Origin of the sequence: Dyadobacter sp. LHD-138 (assembly GCF_030929615.1) — a bacterium.
Classification (GTDB): Bacteria; Bacteroidota; Bacteroidia; order Cytophagales; family Spirosomataceae; genus Dyadobacter.
On sequence record NZ_JAVFVU010000027.1, the window covers coordinates 62,414 to 80,757 of the forward strand.

The window sequence follows — 18,344 nt, forward strand, 5'->3', positions numbered from 1 at the left end:
CGTATTTGAATAGCCTTTTAATGGCAACTTAACCTTCTGTTATATGTCTATTTTTGAACATCTTAGAAGAAAGTTAGATATTTCTCCTGAAAGGGAAGAATTTTCGGTGATCCACGACACGGTGGCTGGTGGCATCGAATTTAAAGGTACCAACCTTTGGATTCTGATTTTCGCTATCTTTATTGCTTCGGTTGGATTGAATGTCAATTCTACGGCCGTGATTATTGGTGCCATGTTGGTTTCACCTTTAATGGGACCTATCCTCGGAATGGGGTACGGCATTGCGACCTACGACTTTGATTTGTTTAAGAAAGCATTCTTTAATTATCTTTTTGCGTTGTTGGTTGGGCTGTTGACGTCGGCAGGCTATTTTTACATTACACCGATTTACCAGGCCCATTCCGAATTACTGGCCCGGACACAGCCTAATATATATGATGTGATTATCGCATTGATGGGCGGGTTGGCCGGTATTGTTGCGATATCTAGCCGGTTTAAAGGGAATGTGATTCCGGGCGTGGCAATTGCCACGGCGCTGATGCCACCGCTTTGTACGGCCGGCTACGGGCTGGCGACTGCCAACTGGCAGTTTTTCCTGGGCGCTTTTTACCTTCTGACAATCAACACGGTTTTCATAGGGAGTGCAACACTGATCACCGTGCGGCTGCTCGGCTATCCGGTTAGGAATTCTGCGGATGAAAACCAGAAACGGATGGCCAACCGGTGGGTGTCCTTCATCGCCGTGATTACCACTATTCCTGCGATTTACTATGGTTGGTTGCTGGTCCAGCGGGAAAACTTTATCCAGCGAGCCAATAATTTTATCGTCAACGAAAGCTTCATTGAAGGGGATTTTTTGTTGAAAAATGAGGTGGATCCCACGCACAGGCGAATCAAGCTTATTTATGGAGGCAAAACGATCAGTAATACCGAAAAGGAGAGGCTCGATAAACGAAAGCGTATTTATGGCCTGGCTGACGCGCAGCTGACAGTCCAACAAGGCTTTTCGGTTTCCGACGTATCGTCTGAGTTTTTAAAGGGAGAGTCATACCAGACAGAAATTGCCCAATTGAAAAGCCAGCTTGGACGATCGTTGCAGGCGCAGGACAGCGTTGTGCAGTCCAAGGGAATGGGAGGAATGCTATTCACGGAAATGAAGTTGCTGTTTCCGGAAGTGGCCTATTGCTCGGCCGAAAAACAGACATTTGTCGGAAAAACGGGACAGCGGCGCAACTACACGGTCGTAGTAGTAGGTTCGGACGCGCCCGCGCGGACGACTCGCTCGCTCGGGCAGATCTCAGGCTGGTTAAAGGTAAGGGTTAAAAGCGATTCTCTCAAGATATTTGTGGAGAGAGCGACCTTTTGAGATAACCGGTATAAAGGCAGCTAAAAATAGGGAACGAATTATTTGCGACAATGTAACAAATTGAAAGATCGGATTTCGGTTGCTTGGTTATGCCACGGTCAATGTATTCGATATGTATTAGGATTCATTTCGAAAATTACAGAGCTTGCCAAGATGTTGATAATTAAAATGTTGTAAAAATACTTTTGTTAAGTAGAAATTTATGTCATATTTATATTACAAAAAATTACTTAAATTTTGTAATGTTATCAATTATTGTCATCATGTGACCTATTTCGGTTGCAATAAGAGCCCCCCTAAATGATAACAGGTATGAAGCGGATATTAATTGTTGAGGACCATCCGATCATGAGTGCCGGAACGTGTCAGATGATCAGAAGTTTTTTGACGGATGCGGTATTTACTGAGGTAGACACTTTTTGGAAGGCTTTACATGCTGCAAATGTAGAGCAATTCGACCTTGTGATAATGGATATCGGAATACCTGGAGGAAATTCAGTTCAGATGGTCGTGAAGTTCCGAAGTGTTCATCCAAATTTACGGCTGTTGATGTTTTCGAGTTTTGATGAACGTATTTATGCGTTACCCTATGTTAAAGCTGGTGCAACCGGTTTTATTTCCAAAAAGGCCTCCGAAACAGAGTTTCGGAGAGCAATCGAAACTGTACTTTTCAGAGACAGGATTTACCTTAGTGACGATGTCCGTGATTTGACGTTGAATACTTATATCAAACCCCATGCAATCCAGGTGTTTTCTCCAAATGTATTGGAGTCGCTTTCGATACGGGAAAAGGAAGTTTTACAATTGTTCTACGCCAGAAAAGGAGTAACAGAAATCGCTGCGCATCTTAACCTTTCCACCTCAACGGTCAATACACATCGTGTTCGCATTTTTAACAAAATGGGCGTGGATAATATTTTCGACCTCATTCAGAAGTATGAACAGTTATGTCATGGGGAATAGACACAGTGTTTAAGATACCATAACATCTTAAAAATACGACTCTTTTTCAGATGAGGTAAAAAACAGACAAGCTCCGTTGGATATGAATCATTTGTTATACCAAGGGAGCTTGAATTATTGTACGGAAATGGTGTTTGCTTCTTAACGACAAATTACGTCAGGGCTTTTTTGATTTGCCGAATAGCCAGTTACCAGTCTCCACAACCAGATATCGTACGGTCCAGGTAGTATCGTCAAAGTACAACTAGTTTTATAATAGATGTGTCGGTTGGTGATATGCGTTACCATTTAATTGATCTTTTCTAAGAGATGACCCGCGTTAAGAAAAAAGTTGTTGATCGCGTCTTTTTGCTGAAGTGCGAGTATATCGGGATTGATTTGACTGGCGGCGGTTTTAACATTGTCGGCCTCTGAAGCAAGACTGGGATAATGTTCCCGCTGAATCTTTTGCAAGTTTTCTGACAGTATATCTGCTGCTTTCCGTATATCGTACGCGTGCGTAGCTTTGAGCGGATTTTCCATTATGTTATTGGCATACCTCGTCACTTTCTCAGCACTACCGTCAAGAGTCACTTCCGAAAAATCGGCGGCGGCTGTTGTCGCCCATAATAATTTTAACAAGGCCTGACTACTATATTCATGATCCGGTTTCATCTGATCCGTGTTGTGAGTAATATAGTCAACGTACATATTTATTGCGTCGTTATTTTCCCGTACATCTAATAATTTCGTTTTGCTTTTCGGTTTATCGTTCAAATTATCGATGTATAATAGTAAGGCGAGGCCTACTATTAAAATCAACGATAAATTCCGTCGCAGCACGCTTTTTTCTGAGCTTTTTCTGTAATAATCCATGTAAATACTTGGTTAATGATTGTATTCTGTTTGCTGGGTAGGTGGTTTGTTAAAGTAGGACAGCCATGCTTAACATGTCTCCTAATGTACGATACCTCATCTCAATATGCCTGTAATAAAATGACGGACGGACTTTCATAATTTTGCGACAGTCGAATTAAATAGTTGACTCGATGGCAATCGAATTGTTACAAAAATGACCGGATTTACCGACTAATTTTGAATTGTTACCAAAATGTAAACATGATGTTTCAATAGTTTCCATAATAGCTTTTAGTGTTTATCTAGTTGATGAAGCTTATCCCTTTATGCCAGGCGCTGGCCTGCGCTATTTTATGCAGTTTATGAAAGCGGCGCTCAATAGAGCGTAAGGTTGAGGTGACATATAAGGTTGGCAGAAATTTTTTGAGAAGCAGTTTAACGTTTAATGCCAAAGGATATCCTGACTTGAACACACTCGCATCGTCGAAATGTCCGATTCATTCTGGCCAAAGCCACGTGGTAATCTATCGATTTGCGGATGTGCCTACGACAATGGTGTCAATTTTTTTTCAATGCAAATAGGGTGTGTTTTTTGTTTTGTCCTGTTAAAATACCTTCTGCCGATCGAACTTTGAAATACGACATCGATGCAGTGGATTTGTCAGATACATATTTTTGATCGCGTTATTTTTTAAAAATACATAAGGATTCTCTTGTGAGTCATCAGACCTTATCACGAATTAAACTGTAAGACAGTTTTGGAGTCGGCAATCGTCCAAAATTTGGTTTCGCACGCTAATCTGAAGGCCTAGAGCCGACTGCCGAAAGCACTACAAAATAAATCTTGATAATGTCTATTGCTAATAATAATTACTTGACAATTTCAACTATGATATTAAAAGAAGTGATTGCAGTTATCGGCTTTCTATTTATGCCGATTGCTTCGTACAGCCAGGTAGTATCGAAAGATTCAATTAATGTCCTGTATGCCCGGAAGGAAATGTTGGGAATCGGTAAAAAACTCAATGAATGCAGATTAGAACTTGCGAGGCTTGAAAATCAGTTACAAGAGAAAACGGCGCAGGTAAACCAGACTGCTGAAACGGCTCAGCGATCGGCGGATGAAAATAAGGAAGCTGCGATCGCGCTCGAAAAGGATTCGCAAGACAGAAAACTTGCGCGTCAAGCAAAAAGGGCCGCACGTAAAGCGCATCGTGATGCGAAAAAAGCCAGAAAGGCAGAAAAAAGGCATAAAGACCTTACCGGGGATATTGAGTCGCTCAAAAATAAGGTGGCTGAATACGAAGCTCAACTGGCAACGTTAAAAATGCCCTGACTAAAACCGATGAAACTGATTTAAGATAACCTGTTGTGACTGGCAAATGGGGTACTCCACGAAATTCCAAATTGTACGAACTCAACTCATTTGCATGTGGTAAAATGTTGCATTTTGTTTGGACAAAATTGAACCTTGTTTTAAAATGAATTTTGGGACAACAACTAAAAGCCGGTTTTACCAGCATAAAGTCAAAATTACTATCCGGGTGATGGCGTTTACTGGTAAACAATATTTTATCTATTAAAAATTAACATAATTGTTGTACCCTCATGGGTTGAAACAGCCTTAATCCGAATTCCCAGTAACATGGTAATTTCCTTAACCATAATCAGCCCCAGCCCTAGGTTCGGCGGCGTTTGAGGAGGATTGGAGAAATCGGCGCTGACAGCATCGTAGATACGATTTAACCAATCAGTTATCCCGTCATCCATTCCAAATCCTGAATCAGTAATGGTAAGTTCAATGGTATCCTTTTCGGCCTGGGTCACAGCAATATGAATAACTTGTCCGTACGTATGCTTCAGGGCGTTGTCGATCAGATTGTGTATGATTATTTCAATCATCACCCGATTGGTGTTTACTGTAAGGTCTGGGGCACATTCCAATTGAATGGTTGCCTGGTTCTCATGTGCGATTTCACTAAAAAAAATATCTTGGCTTCTAAGATTTCGCAGACCTGGATTACTTCGTAAACGATTTTGCCTTTTTTATTATATGTTGCTTTGATAAACGTCAACAGGTCGTCAGCCAGTCTGTAAACTTTAAGTGTCGAGTTGCCGATTGATGTGCCTAGCCGGACCGTCTCAGGATCATCCGGCTGGCGGGAAACCTGTTCCAGATAACGCGGGATACAAGCACTCAGAAATTTCAGCGGAGCGTGAAGATCATGGTTAATGGCCCCGACGATGCGCATCTGTATATGTAACTGGGTCTGCAATGCTTGATCAGAAGCTTTCAGATTTTCCAGGGTCCGGGACAAATCGGAGGTATGTTCCTGCACCTTTCGCGCCAATGATGCATTTTGGTGGACCAAACGGCGCACATGCCACCGGATCCCTTGCCAGAAAGCTAGACCCAACACCAGCAGCACTAACGAGATAAACCACCAGCTAAGGAACCAAGCCGATTCGATGATCAAGGTAAGGCGCTTCTCCAGATGTCTGCCTCCAAAGCCGATATTCTGACGGACAGTAAGGGTATAAACACCTGCGTTTATGCGATACAAATCAATACGTTCTGCTTTGTTTATCCGTTCCCAATTTTGCGGGTCTTTTGCGGATTGCTGAAGAGAGTAGAAAAACTCGACGTTATCAGTAAGCAGCCCCATAAAGGGAGACCTTACATTCAGAGTGAAGTGTTTGTAATTGTATGGCAAACGTATGGTGTCGTTTGGACTAATCGGCAGCTTATCGAGCGTGAAGCCTTCAAAACGTATAGGAGCTGACAGGTCAGGAAGTGGTATGTCTTCCGGCTTAAACCAGACTAAGCCATTCATCGATGGGAAAGAAAAATGTCCGTCAGCCAGTTTGATGCCACAGGGCTGGCACCCGCCATTGAACTCGTTGGTTAGAAAGCCGTCATCCTTGTTATGATACAAGTAGAATACATTATCAATTTTTCCCGTCGCATAATTGAGCATGTCCTGTCTGGATACTCGGAAAAGTCCCTTGTTGGCTGAGATCCAAAAGTACCCGTAAGCATCTTCCAGTATACAATGTGCGTAAGCCAGATACTTATTATCGTCTAAGGGCATTTTGTACAGGCGGTTGCCGGTCAGAAGAAAAATACCCTCGCCGTAGGTGGTAATCCAAAGTTCATCGGGTTTTGTGTGGAAGATGCTGCGGATGTTTTTGCCCTTCAGTCCCCGTACAGGAAAAGTCACATTTCTGAGTCTGTCATAAAGATAAAGTCCCGCACTGGTGCCGACCCAAAGCCGACCAGGTCGATCCTGATGTAAAAAAGTACATTTGCCATTGAATTTGGTGACCAGGGGAGGCGGCTGTGAGATATCCTTGTAATTGGAAAGGTAGGAGAGTTCACCCGTCCGATAACCGATCCAAATTCCACTATCCATGCCCTGATAGAGCCGTTCGGGCTGCTTAGTACCGGTTGGCCAACGATTCCTGAGCTTACCTTGTGGCGATAATCGAAAAAACGCATGTGTACCGATACTCCAGATATCACCATCAGTATCGCGCAGCATTCCATAACCAGAGCCATCCATTCCTAATTTTAAGAACGATTTGTCGAGTGGAGATGCCCCTGAACTGCTTACAACAAATCCTTCGGGAATAACTACGGATGAGTCGGAATACGGCAGATGTGCGTAAAAGAAACTATTGAACTCTTTTTTTGCAGGTTGGCCTACAATCTGAAACAGATTGGGTCGTGCTACAAACAAACCCTGAGAAACGCTTCCTAAGAACAATGTACCATTTCCTTCGTCGTAAATCATCCTATGGATCAGTTTTTTGTCAATGTCTAGATCTTCAATCAAAAGCCTGGTATCAAGCTTTCCGGTGGATTTGCGGTAAAGAATCTGATAGATGCTGCCCCGTAAATAGGCAAATGCCTGCCCGTGAAACCGGTTGGTTATGATGCGTATCCGATCTTTTTCTTTGTCAAAAGCCTGATTTTGTTCAATGTCACCACGCAGTCTCAAGGGGGTCGTTCCCTGTCTAGAAATTTTAAGAAGCATCACTCCTTTACTTCCTTGATGATAGAACAGGTTATTGCTGATACCCATGAAATTATCAAGGCATACGAGTTGCTTGGTTTGTGAAACCACCTGCTCTCGGATATGAGGAACCGACGGTAATGGTTTGAAGTAGGGCAGGCCTTTAAAGGGTATGACGTCGGTCAACTTGCCATTTTCGAAAAAGACTACCTTTTGGTCTGTGTAAATAAAAAATCGCTTATTACCTGTCCCAATAATTTTGTACTGAAGATAATCATCAACATTCCTGATCGTATCAAATCGAATTTTTTTGGAAAGTAACTGCGACTGGATGTACCTTATACTTGCCGTTTGTTCTGTTTTTGTCCGTGGATCCTTGAGGGCTGTACCGCCTTTAATCATAACCCGTTGCCTATGTTCGGTTATAGCGGTCAAAATGCCAGTACCCATTTCCAGATCGAAACCGGCAACGACGTACCGGTCACTGTTGAGAGACAAATCTTTCCTGGAGTACGTTATCATTTCCTTCCCGTCGAACCGTACCAGCCCACCCTGGGTTGCTATCCACAAAAATCCATAGTCCCCGAATGTAAAATCCTGAACGGTATTTTGAGGCATGCCGTTTTCATCGGTAAATTGTCGAAGGTGATATTTCGGCCTAATCGATTGAAAGCCGTAGCATGAACATGCAGAAAAGAATATAATTAAAGTGAGTAAGTATTGCTGTATCAAATTAATATGATTTTGAGCATCGCTCCATGTGATATCTTCTCCCATTAGTGGAAGAACCTAAACTTGATGAGGGATGGAGTGTAGGACAAATTTAGTCACTATATGCAATTTTTAAAATATGTATTGTAGTATTTTTTCTATATGGCGCCTTGGGATGATTATGACGGTTGCAAGTAGTTCGCTCTTAGATTTTTGTGCTAAGGGACTGCGGTGATTTTTACAACGATAGGGGCGATAAGTCTGCCAAAAGCTCTTGCTGTTAAAAAAATGAAACAGATGACTCTGGTACTTCCGGTTTTGGAACGATCGGCAAATCGTTACGGGAATTCGTATGTGCCTGTCGCAATTTTGCTACGAGATCATATAAATAATGACAGGGGTAGTGGGAATTTATGACAGGTAACAAAACCGGAACGCCATTACATTTGATACAAGACATCGGGTGATAAAATAGCATCAAGAGATGCGACATCGATTAGGCGGACGATAACACCGGCTAAAAAAATATTTGGCATTGCGTTCAAAATTGACAGTACATATACAAAGTATCCTTCGTATAAACATTTATAAAACTATGGCGACATTAGTGTTCTTTGATCCCTATCCGGTTGTAGTATTAGGCTTTTCAAAGTTTTTGAAGAATAAGAGGCCTCAGGTTGAAATTCGGGCCGTTTCCAGTATCGATGCCATAGCTGCGTTAACTCAGGAGCTGACGCCGGACATGCTGGTTTTAACCGTCAATACCTTTAAAAACAAAAATCCATTGTCGGAAATTGAACAGTGCATGAAAATTTGTCCGGACGTACCGTTGGTTTTATTTGATGAAGGTAGCTATCAAAGTACCATGATCAAATGGATAAAGGCAGGGGCGCGAGGGTATATGCAAAAAAGCGAATCCGAAGAGGTATTACTCGAATGTGTTGATACCGTTTTAAATGGCGGGAAATATTTGTCACCGGAAGGATGGATACTCTATTGGAGAGCGAAGCATAAAAGTGCACGGGTGCCACTACCCAGATCTACGGACAAGCTGGGTAGAAAGGAATTTGAAGTTGCACGGTTCCTTGCCGACGGACGGTCTACGAACTGGATAGCCTCCAAGTTGGGTAAAAAACCATCTACGATTAGCACGGTTAAAAAAATAATTTTTTCCAAACTTAAGGTGGAAAATGTTGTCCAGTTGTGTCATGTATTTCCTACAATCAGGATGGTTTAGGAGGACATGAATAGCAAATGAGAATCACCATTTCCAAATAGCTGATATTAAAGTTAACTAAATTACGATTATTCTGTTGGCTGTTTCAGTCCACAGGGAGCTTTATAGTCAGTCGACTCCCGCGCAGTTTTCTGGCGGGCAGCTCGCGGGCTACGAGGATGAACTTGATAGATTAGAAAGTCAGCTTAGTCAATGCCCCCGTTATTGAAAGGGCCGAGAATTCATTCATTAAAAGTTCCTCTTTGGGGTGGCACTTACTTGACGCAGGACAAAACGCATTTTTTTAATTTAATCTGAAAGGCGGAGTAATGGGAATCTACGAGCTTTCGGTAGGCAAGAGCAACCAGGCCCGTTTTTACAAGAAGCAATATCGAATAGTATTCTGCCGCTTGAATGGTGGTTTGGGTATTGAATTGGACTGTTTACTATGCACGTTGGCATGAACAGGCAATGAGTCCGCTTTCAAGGATGATTAAAAGAGGAAAACGTCTTGACGGCAACGCTCGGAATCGAGATGTAACAAGTTTGTGGTGGAGTTTATTGAAGTGTTTAGTATTATTGTTTTAAAATGCTGACTGATTAGCCAGCATTTTTTTGTCTGATTATAGTGTCATCTTAGAAGGAGTGAATCAAAACCGAAATCTTGGATAATGTAAATTGGTAAGTCTATTTGTTAAATACTAGCTTAATGGTCGTTCCACCAGTGGTAGAATCGGCTATTATTTGCACGCCCAGAAGAAGGCTGATTTCTTTCACCATCACCAGTCCCAGACCGATACTAACAGGGATTTCTGCATTGGGTATTTTGTTTTGTGAACTTATCGCGTCGTTTAGCCAATCAATAATTTCGGGAGGAATCCCAAAACCGGAATCTGCTATTATGATGGTGGCTCTATTTTCAGGTGACTCATTGGCCGACAGTTTGACCTTTTGTCCGAGAGTGTGTTTTACTGCGTTGTCCAGTAGGTTGTGAATCATTATTTCAAGCAAAGTTTGGTTGGTGTGGATCGTCAAAGGGGGCCCTGGAGCAACGGAAATTACTGTTTGATTTTCATGAGCCATTTCAAAAAAAAACTGTGCTTTTTTTTCAAGTAGCTGCTGGATAATAACTTGTTCGTGTTTGATGTGACCCTTTTTATTATACGTGGCTTTGATAAACTTCAACAGGTCGTCGACCAGACCGTAAACTTTCTGTGTCGATTTACTAATGGCATTGCCAAGGTGAGCCGTCTCGGGATTTGGCAAAAACGGTTCCATCTGCTTCAGAAAATGTGGGACGTGCTTGTTAAGATAACCCAGCGGAGAATGAACGTCGTGGTTGATTACGCCGATTATTCGCATTTGTAACTGAAGTTGTGTTTGTAGCGCCTCATCGGAAGTTCTCAGGTCATCAAGAACTTTCAATAAATTTGCGGTACGATCCTCGACTTTTTGGCTCAGCATCGCATTCTGAATGCGTAGATTGCGTACCCGCCATTTGGTTAATAACCAGAACATCGTCGCCAGGACGAATAGCGTAAGGAAGATAAACCACCAACTTAGAAACCATGGGCCACTTACCAGCAATATTAGCTTCTTCTCAACATAACGGTTCCCAAAACCAGAGGTTTTACGAACGATCATGGTGTAGGTTCCTGCTTCTTGGTTATAGATGTTGATCTTTTGGTCCTTATCAACCCGGATCCAGCCTTTGGGCTCCGAGCTACTTTGCTGCATTGAATAATGAAAATCCAGATTGTCGGGTCGTCCGGTATACGGAGAAGCCAGATTAAACGCCACGTGCTTGAAATCATAACGTAACCGTAGTGTATCGTTCATGATTTGTGCCTGATCATCTATTGTTAGATTTTCAAGGAGAAAAGATGCACTTAAATCGGGGTAGGGGATCTGAGCGGGCTTAAACCAAACCAGGCCACGCATTGAAGGAAATGACAAATGCCCGTCATCCAGCTTTACGCCGCATGGTTGGCACCCGCCGTTGAACTCGTTGGTCATAAATCCGTCATCTTTTCCAAAATATCTGTAAAATACAAGTGATATTTTGCCCTTTCCGTAGGCGAGCATGTCTGCTTTCGACGCACGGAACAAGCCTTTGTTTGAAGATATCCAGAAATTATTTTGTTCGTCCTCAATAATGCAATGTGCATAGTTAAGATAACCGTTTTTATCCAGAGGCATTTTAATAAGTTTATTATCGACAAGCAGGTATATTCCGTCTCCATAGGTTGTAACCCACAGCTCTCCTCCGCTTGTCGAGTAAATACTCCTGATTTGTTTTTTCGCCAGGGCTTTGATGGGACGCGCGATTCGTTTTATGCTATCATAGAGGACAAGGCCTTTGCTGCTTCCGATCCAGATTCGGCCGGGTCTGTCCTGATAAAGAAATGTACAGGCTCCCTCGACTTTCAGCACCCAATCAGGTTTATCTGTATTAGCAGCCCTCGGTTTTAATCGGCTCACATTCCCATTTTCGAAGCCAATCCAAATTGCTCCATCCAGTCCCTGATATATGCGTTGCGGGTTTTTCGTAAATTTCCAAACAGACTTTTGTTTTGAGCCGTCTGATGTTAATTGAAGTAATCGATTTTGTTTTGATATCCAGAAATCACCGGCCTTGTCTTTAAGCATACTCCATCGAAGTGTTGACTCAGCGCTTCTAAAAATAATACCTTCTTGTTTAGAAGCTTGGTAGTTACCCAGTATAACGCCATCTGGAATGATAACCGAAGACTTTGAATAAGGCAGATGTGCGTAATAAACATTGTGGAAATCCGGTTGTTTAAAGTTCGTCAAAACTTGAAATATTTTTGGGCGGATCATTCTCAGACCTTCTGAAAAACTTCCCATGAATAGCGATCGGTTACCTTCGTCATATAGCATGCGTGAAACCATACTTTGTTCTATATCAAAACCTTTGATCAGCAACTTCGTCTCTAAAACATTATCTTTTGCGTTGTAGGTTATATGATAGGTGTTTCCCGCCAGATACGCGAATGCCTGACCTTTGAACCTGTTTGTTATAACGCGAATGGATGTATGCTCTTTGCGATATCGGGGATTTTGTTTAATGTCTCCTTCGAGCGGCATTGGAGCCAGGCCATGTTCCGAGACTTTTAGAAAGTCGGGGCCCTCGCTATTGAGGTGGTAAAACAATTCTGAACCGATAGCCATAAAGTTGTCGGCACAAATGAATTTCTTATGCTGCTGAATAAACTTCTTTCGCATATTCTGTTCGCCCGGGAAGGGATGAAAAGTCGGTTTTCCGGCAAAAAGGATTGTGCCCGTCAGTTTTCCGGTCTTAAAAAAGGATACATGATGCTCGGAATACAGATAGTATCTGTCTTTTTCTCCTGTGATAAGCCGGTATTTGGGATAAATTCCTTCATTTGATACCGTGTCAATTTTTACGGATCCAGTTCGTTTGCTTTGGTTTGATGGAGTAATCGCTGCTAGTTCCAGGGCGCGTTCCGACTGATACAATGTATCTTTTTTAGCAGAACCATTTCTGATGACAACCAATTGCTTATGCTCATTTAAGGCGTAGAGCCCGCCAGTGAGAGCGTTAATCTTTAACCCCACGAACCGGTCACTTTCGATTGATAGTTGTGTCTTGTTAAATACCAGCATTTTCTGTCCATCGAATCGGGCCAATCCGCCTTGTGTGGCTATCCAGATAAATCCAATGTTGTCAAATGCGAGCCCAGTTATACTGTTTTGTGGCAGGCCATTTTCATCTGAAAATTGCTGGACAGAGAAACCCGTAGTATCCGTTCGATAGCCGTATCCCGCGAGAGTACAGACGAGGCACAAAAATACTGATCGTAAAAATGTCTTCATTCAGTTAAACCCGAAATAAAGTTTCGTTACTCTTAAACCGATCGGGCAATACGATTTGTAGAAATATATAAGATTTAACTTGGAGATGCAAAAAGCATTTCAACTCGTATACCGAACACAATTGAGGTGGATGGTGATTAACGAGGCTAAATTTTAAGAAGTGGGTCGGACAATCCATTCAAACACTTCTTCGTTGAGGTACCGTTTGCCTTTTAGGATGCACTGAAGGCAGTCTAATAATTCAATTGAACTTTCCCTTTTAGCAAGAAAGCCCCTTGCGCCAATCTTGAGAAGGGGTATGGCCATGTGAATCTCATCATATAATACAACAATGTAGGCAGATGGCATCGATTCTTTGATTGCCTCTAGGGTTTTCAACTCTCCAACTTTAAAGAAGCTGTTTACACCTAGAATTAGTAAATCCGGTTTTAGCTCAACTCTGTTTTCGTCAAATGCGTTTAGACTAACAGACCTAATTACTTGGGCTTTCGGAAAGAATTCATATAAAAATTGGGTCAGTCCGCTAAGGAAGACCGGGTGGGAGTCAATAATCGCTACAACCATTGGCTTGACCGGTTATTCGTAAATAGAAGTTTGAAAAGTATCTCCCGAATCGTATGCAGCTTTTGCATTTAATGTCTGTTGAATAGCTCCGCCAAGCTAATTTCGGAATTCAGTTCAGTCTCATCACCGTTGATGAGTCATAGGGGGTAAAGGTAATTTGATTTTCGGCAACGTTTTGTCATAATTACAATGACTTCGTTCACAAATTTTGTGTAACTGTCGCAAAATTGCTACACGAATATCTGACTGCTTTGCCATAGTATTGTCAAATCAATTAACGGAGGCAAGTATGAAGCGAATTTTAGTAGTTGAAGATCACCCGATCATGAGCGCCGGAACTTGTCAGATGATCAGAAATTACCTGACTGACGCAGTTCTTACAGAAGTGGATACATTCTGGAAAGCATTGCAGGCGACCAATACCGAGCAATATGATTTGGTGATTATGGATATTGCTATACCTGGCGGAAATTCGGTGCAGATGGTAGAGAAATTTCGGACCGTACATCCCACTCTACGGTTGCTGATGTTTTCTGGTTATGAAGAAAGTATTTATGCGCTGCCATATGTGAAAGCTGGAGCGAGTGGTTTCGTGTCCAAAAGGGCATCGGAAACAGAATTTCGGCAAGCGATTGAAACTGTGCTATTAAGAGACCGGATTTATCTGAGCGAAGATATCCGCGATTTGACATTGAGTACATACATTAAGCCTCATAAAGTTCAGAGCCTTTCTTCAAATGAGCTGGAATTGTTATCGATACGAGAGAGAGAAATTTTACAATTGTTTTACGCTAGAAAAGGTGTTACTGAAATAGCGGCACATCTGAATCTCTCCACATCGACAGTGAATACGCATCGTGTACGCATTTTCAATAAAATGGGTGTGGATAATATTTTTGACCTCATGCAAAAATATGAGCAGTTGTACCCGAGAAGTTAGTTATTCTATGTTTAATACCTTGGGCTGTTTTTATCCGAAGCTGTAGTTGCTGCGACATCTTGTACGAATGTTTAAAGGTAAGAGTGATTGTTACTGATTAATCCAAAAATTATGTAAGTCTGATCGATAATTATATAATAACCAGTTGAGTGAAACAGGACAGGTACAAAAAAGAAGAATGTGCACTGGGTTAATGAGTTGAAATTTAGTGTGTTAAAATTGACAAGCAAACCCCAATATGCATTTCAAAAATTACCGTAAAATTCTTGAAACACTTGAGTCTTTGAATATTGCTTTAATTGAATACAAAGTTAGAGTACATGCAGTATGTACAATATCAGGCGTTTTAGCTCGATTAATATTACCAAAGCCAACGTTTATGATATAGCATATTTAAAAGACGTTAAATCTCAACTGTCTAATGTACGACTACTTGCGGATCGCGGATGCATATCAACTCAACAGCAATTGGACCTATTTCAATCAGTTAATATCCTCCTGGAAACACCAATGAGCAGTAACCAAAAGAAATGTAAAAATCAGACATATGTCTTCAGAAGAACCAGAAAAAGAATAGAAACGCTTTTTCCAATTGCGTGATCAGTTTATGATCGGGAGAAATTACACCAAAAGTTTTGATGGTTTTAAACAAGAATTCTTGCAAGAACTACTGCTTTAACCTCGATTCAATATATTAACAATTATGTGCTAACAGAAGCGCAAATTACATCAAAGTTCAAATCACGTAGTTTCACCCAACGGGATATTTTCATTCATTTATCTTGACAAATAGTAATTGTGTAACAACCAAATTTATTTTTTATGAAACAGATTATACCTTTTGTTTTTTGGATTCTGACATGGTGCCTCTGGGAGGTAAATACAGTGAATGCCAGTGAGGCCAATTTATTCATGGCTAATATTTCTAACGAAGAATATAAATCGAATGTGTTTGTGGACATTAATGTAAACAAATATTCTTTGAATGAAGGAGTATTGGATCATAACACTTTTCATTTATTCTCGCACGGTCGATCGGGACAACTGTCCATAAATGGACATTGGCTAGATGCTGAACAAATTGCAAAATTTCTAAAGCAACGAATTACTAATTACTCTCATTTAAATGTTTATGGTTGTGAATTTGGGAAAGGAGAAAAAGGGGAAAACGCTGTGAGATATCTTGAAGACGCCTTGGGACTTAGTGTTTCGGCATCAGCTGATATTACAGGTAAGGACGGAGATTGGAAACTAGAAATTGGGGAGCCTGTCGCTGTTATGGGAATGGAAAGTTATGCATTCAATTTGCAGTGTATTTCACCCTCGGCAACTAACCCTGACTCAGATGGGGATGGCGTCCCCGATGTTATTGACGCAGATATCGACAACGACGGGATCTCTAATTTACTTGAATGTGGCCCGGAAACTGGAAGTTGGGTCAGTTCATCAGGGGCTAGTGCCGCATGGACCGGTGGTACATCTTCCACGGTGTCGATATCCGGAAACGGAACAGCGACTGGATCTATTACAGCTGGTTTGACGACTTATAACACTACATCCGCTGCCACCGCTACCAACAGTGTTGGAATACCTTCCTCAACTTTCACTGCCAGAACGAGGGCGGGTACTAATAGTGGGAGTGGTACGATTACTTACACCTTTTCTCCTGCTGTACCCGCGAGGGAAATATTGATCTATTTAGTTGATGTGGACAGACGGAATGCTGCGGGAACACCCGTAACCGGTACTTTTTCTGTGGTAGCTGCTGCCGGCAGTAGCGCATCCAGGGCCAGTTTCTATCAGTATTATACTAACGGTTCTACCGCAAACGGGTTTTTTAACAGGTCGACGGGAGCTTTAACTTTCCCGACGGTTACGAGCAATGCGCCCTCGGCGGATGCCACCGCCTCTATTATCTTCAAAGGGGTATCTAATGATTTGGTGAGCACGGTAACTGTTTCTTTTACCGGAGCGGGTACGTCAGGGGCGGGAATTGCGGACGCCATATCAGTTTGGCTTGCAAGTACGCAACCATGCGCTGTTGACACTGATGGAGATAATATCCCTAATAAATTGGACTTAGATAGTGACAATGATGGCATACCGGATGCATATGAGTCTGGTTGTACATCTTTATCTACAACATTAACCAATTGTCGGTTAGATTTAAATCCATCAATTTTGGACGATAATGGTTGCCCCACAGGTGTAACGACGGTAGTTTGTTCTGCACCGGCGGACACAGATTCAGATGGAGTTCCGGACTATTTGGATACAGATAGCGATGGTGATGGTTGCTCAGATGCAAAGGAAGCGGGAACGAAAAATTTTATTGTAAATGACAATACAACCAATACTTATGGAGCTCCGGCAGCCACACCTGATGGCTTGACTAATGCTGGATGCTTCGTGCCAGTAAATAATAATTTTTTGGTAGCCACTGTTAGTTATGCCTGTATTCCCCCTGCTGCAAACAACAATAGTAGCACCGGCAATACGCCAGGCGCAAATGTTACACAGAATATCCTGGCCAATGACCTACTCTCAGACGGTACGAGCCCAGCTACACCGGCCAACACTTCTGTTCTGCTGACCACGACCGGATTGCCGGCCGGTAGCTCTGTCTCGGGTAACACGCTGACCGTGCCTGGGCAAGGTGTATGGACCTATGACCCTGCCACAGGTAATCTGACCTTCGATCCGAATCCTGGTTTTACCAGCGATCCAACGGCTTGTACTTATACTTTGACCGAAACCAGTACGGGACTTACCGACAATGCGACCGCTGCTGTTGGGTATAATCAGGTAGCCCCGGCAGCAAACAACGATAGCAGCACAAACAATACGCCGGGGACAAATGTTACACAGAATATCCTGACCAACGATTTGCTTTCCGATGGAAGCCCGGCGACGCCGGCCAACACTTCTGTTCTGCTGACCACGACCGGATTGCCGGCCGGCAGCTCTGTTTCGGGTAACACGCTGACCGTGCCTGGGCAAGGTGTATGGACCTATGACCCTGCCACTAGTGATCTGACCTTCGATCCGAATCCTGGTTTCACTAGCGATCCAACGGCAATTACTTATACGTTGACCGAAACCGGTACGGGATTGACTGACAATGCCACCGCGGTTGTTGGGTATAATCCGGCCCTTCCGGTGCGATTGGTATCATTTCAGGCCATGTCACAGGAAAATGATGTCTTGCTTACATGGAAAGCGGCCGATCAGGTAAGCTTCGACCGCTATGAGATTGAACGTTCGCTCAATGGAAAGCAGTTCGCCTACGTGGGTACCGAGGAGTCCAACGAACTTAAAGCCGGCAACTACCAGTTCATTGACAGAAATGCAGCTATGCTGGCAGGTACACGCTACTACCGGTTAAAAATGATCGATACTGACGGCACTTATGCTTACAGCAGCATGCGGTCGGTGCGCTTCGAGAATGTGCCGACTATAGTTGCGTGGCCAACCGTACTGGCAGCAGGAGAAACTATAAATCTATCTCTTCCTGAAAGTCAGAGCTCTTTCAAAATAAAAATGCATAGCCTATCTGGAAATGAGGTTTTTGAAACAAATTCCAAGTTGAAAAGTATTCAACTACCAACAAAAGGACTTGCTACGGGTCTGTATTTAGTAAATGTGACATCGTCTGATGGTTGGAATAAAACAATCAAAATAGCAGTTGTCAAATAATCAAAACAAATGCGAGACTGTTTTGATGTTGAGCTTAAATTAAGAGTTCATTTGTTTGATAAATAGCAAGTTACAAAAGTAAAGCCGCCGAATATGTTAGAAACTGGCATAATTCGGCGGTTTTGTTTCTCTTAGAGTTCCCAAAATCAATCTTGTATTGAGGAAAGTCTTCAGAAG

At 42.4% G+C, this 18,344-nt stretch carries 11 protein-coding genes; 6 read left to right on the forward strand and 5 right to left on the reverse strand.

Annotated features, from left to right (window positions below):
* The first annotated feature begins 43 nt into the window (after window positions 1-43).
* Window positions 44-1,366, forward strand: coding sequence for a DUF389 domain-containing protein (locus tag RB622_RS19335; protein WP_308048257.1), 1,323 nt, complete (start codon window positions 44-46; stop codon window positions 1,364-1,366).
* A gap of 312 nt (window positions 1,367-1,678) precedes the next feature.
* A complete protein-coding gene (locus RB622_RS19340; RefSeq protein ID WP_308048258.1) occupies window positions 1,679-2,329 on the forward strand; it encodes a response regulator transcription factor in 651 nt (216 codons plus the stop codon).
* A gap of 288 nt (window positions 2,330-2,617) precedes the next feature.
* On the opposite strand, the gene RB622_RS19345 is transcribed toward RB622_RS19340, so the two are convergent.
* Window positions 2,618-3,184, reverse strand: a complete 567-nt coding sequence (locus tag RB622_RS19345; RefSeq protein ID WP_308048259.1) for a hypothetical protein — start codon at window positions 3,182-3,184, stop codon at window positions 2,618-2,620.
* A gap of 871 nt (window positions 3,185-4,055) precedes the next feature.
* Here RB622_RS19345 and RB622_RS19350 point away from each other — a divergent pair.
* Window positions 4,056-4,502, forward strand: a complete 447-nt coding sequence (locus tag RB622_RS19350; RefSeq protein ID WP_308048260.1) for a hypothetical protein — start codon at window positions 4,056-4,058, stop codon at window positions 4,500-4,502.
* A 236-nt stretch (window positions 4,503-4,738) separates the two neighbouring features.
* On the opposite strand, the gene RB622_RS19355 is transcribed toward RB622_RS19350, so the two are convergent.
* Both RB622_RS19355 and RB622_RS19360 read right to left on the reverse strand, forming a co-directional pair.
* Complete coding sequence (locus RB622_RS19355) at window positions 4,739-5,068, reverse strand: sensor histidine kinase (RefSeq protein ID WP_308048261.1); 330 nt, start codon at window positions 5,066-5,068, stop codon at window positions 4,739-4,741.
* 14 nt (window positions 5,069-5,082) lie between these two features.
* Window positions 5,083-7,800, reverse strand: coding sequence for a hypothetical protein (locus RB622_RS19360; RefSeq protein ID WP_308048262.1), 2,718 nt, complete (start codon window positions 7,798-7,800; stop codon window positions 5,083-5,085).
* A gap of 688 nt (window positions 7,801-8,488) precedes the next feature.
* Here RB622_RS19360 and RB622_RS19365 point away from each other — a divergent pair.
* The gene (locus RB622_RS19365) at window positions 8,489-9,130 is read left to right on the forward strand and encodes a response regulator transcription factor (RefSeq protein ID WP_308048263.1); all 642 of its coding nucleotides are present in this window, start codon (window positions 8,489-8,491) and stop codon (window positions 9,128-9,130) included.
* A gap of 666 nt (window positions 9,131-9,796) precedes the next feature.
* Here RB622_RS19365 and RB622_RS19370 read toward each other — a convergent pair.
* Window positions 9,797-12,967, reverse strand: coding sequence for a two-component regulator propeller domain-containing protein (locus RB622_RS19370; RefSeq protein ID WP_308048264.1), 3,171 nt, complete (start codon window positions 12,965-12,967; stop codon window positions 9,797-9,799).
* Window positions 12,968-13,120: 153 nt separating this feature from the next.
* On the reverse strand, window positions 13,121-13,531 hold the full coding sequence (locus tag RB622_RS19375) for a hypothetical protein (RefSeq protein ID WP_308048265.1): 411 nt from the start codon (window positions 13,529-13,531) through the stop codon (window positions 13,121-13,123).
* 289 nt (window positions 13,532-13,820) lie between these two features.
* On the opposite strand from RB622_RS19375, the gene RB622_RS19380 reads away from it, so the two are divergent.
* Both RB622_RS19380 and RB622_RS19390 read left to right on the forward strand, forming a co-directional pair.
* Window positions 13,821-14,471, forward strand: coding sequence for a response regulator transcription factor (locus RB622_RS19380; protein ID WP_308048266.1), 651 nt, complete (start codon window positions 13,821-13,823; stop codon window positions 14,469-14,471).
* Between the two features lie 822 nt (window positions 14,472-15,293).
* Complete coding sequence (locus RB622_RS19390) at window positions 15,294-18,167, forward strand: DUF4347 domain-containing protein (RefSeq protein WP_308048267.1); 2,874 nt, start codon at window positions 15,294-15,296, stop codon at window positions 18,165-18,167.
* The last annotated feature ends 177 nt before the right edge of the window (window positions 18,168-18,344 follow it).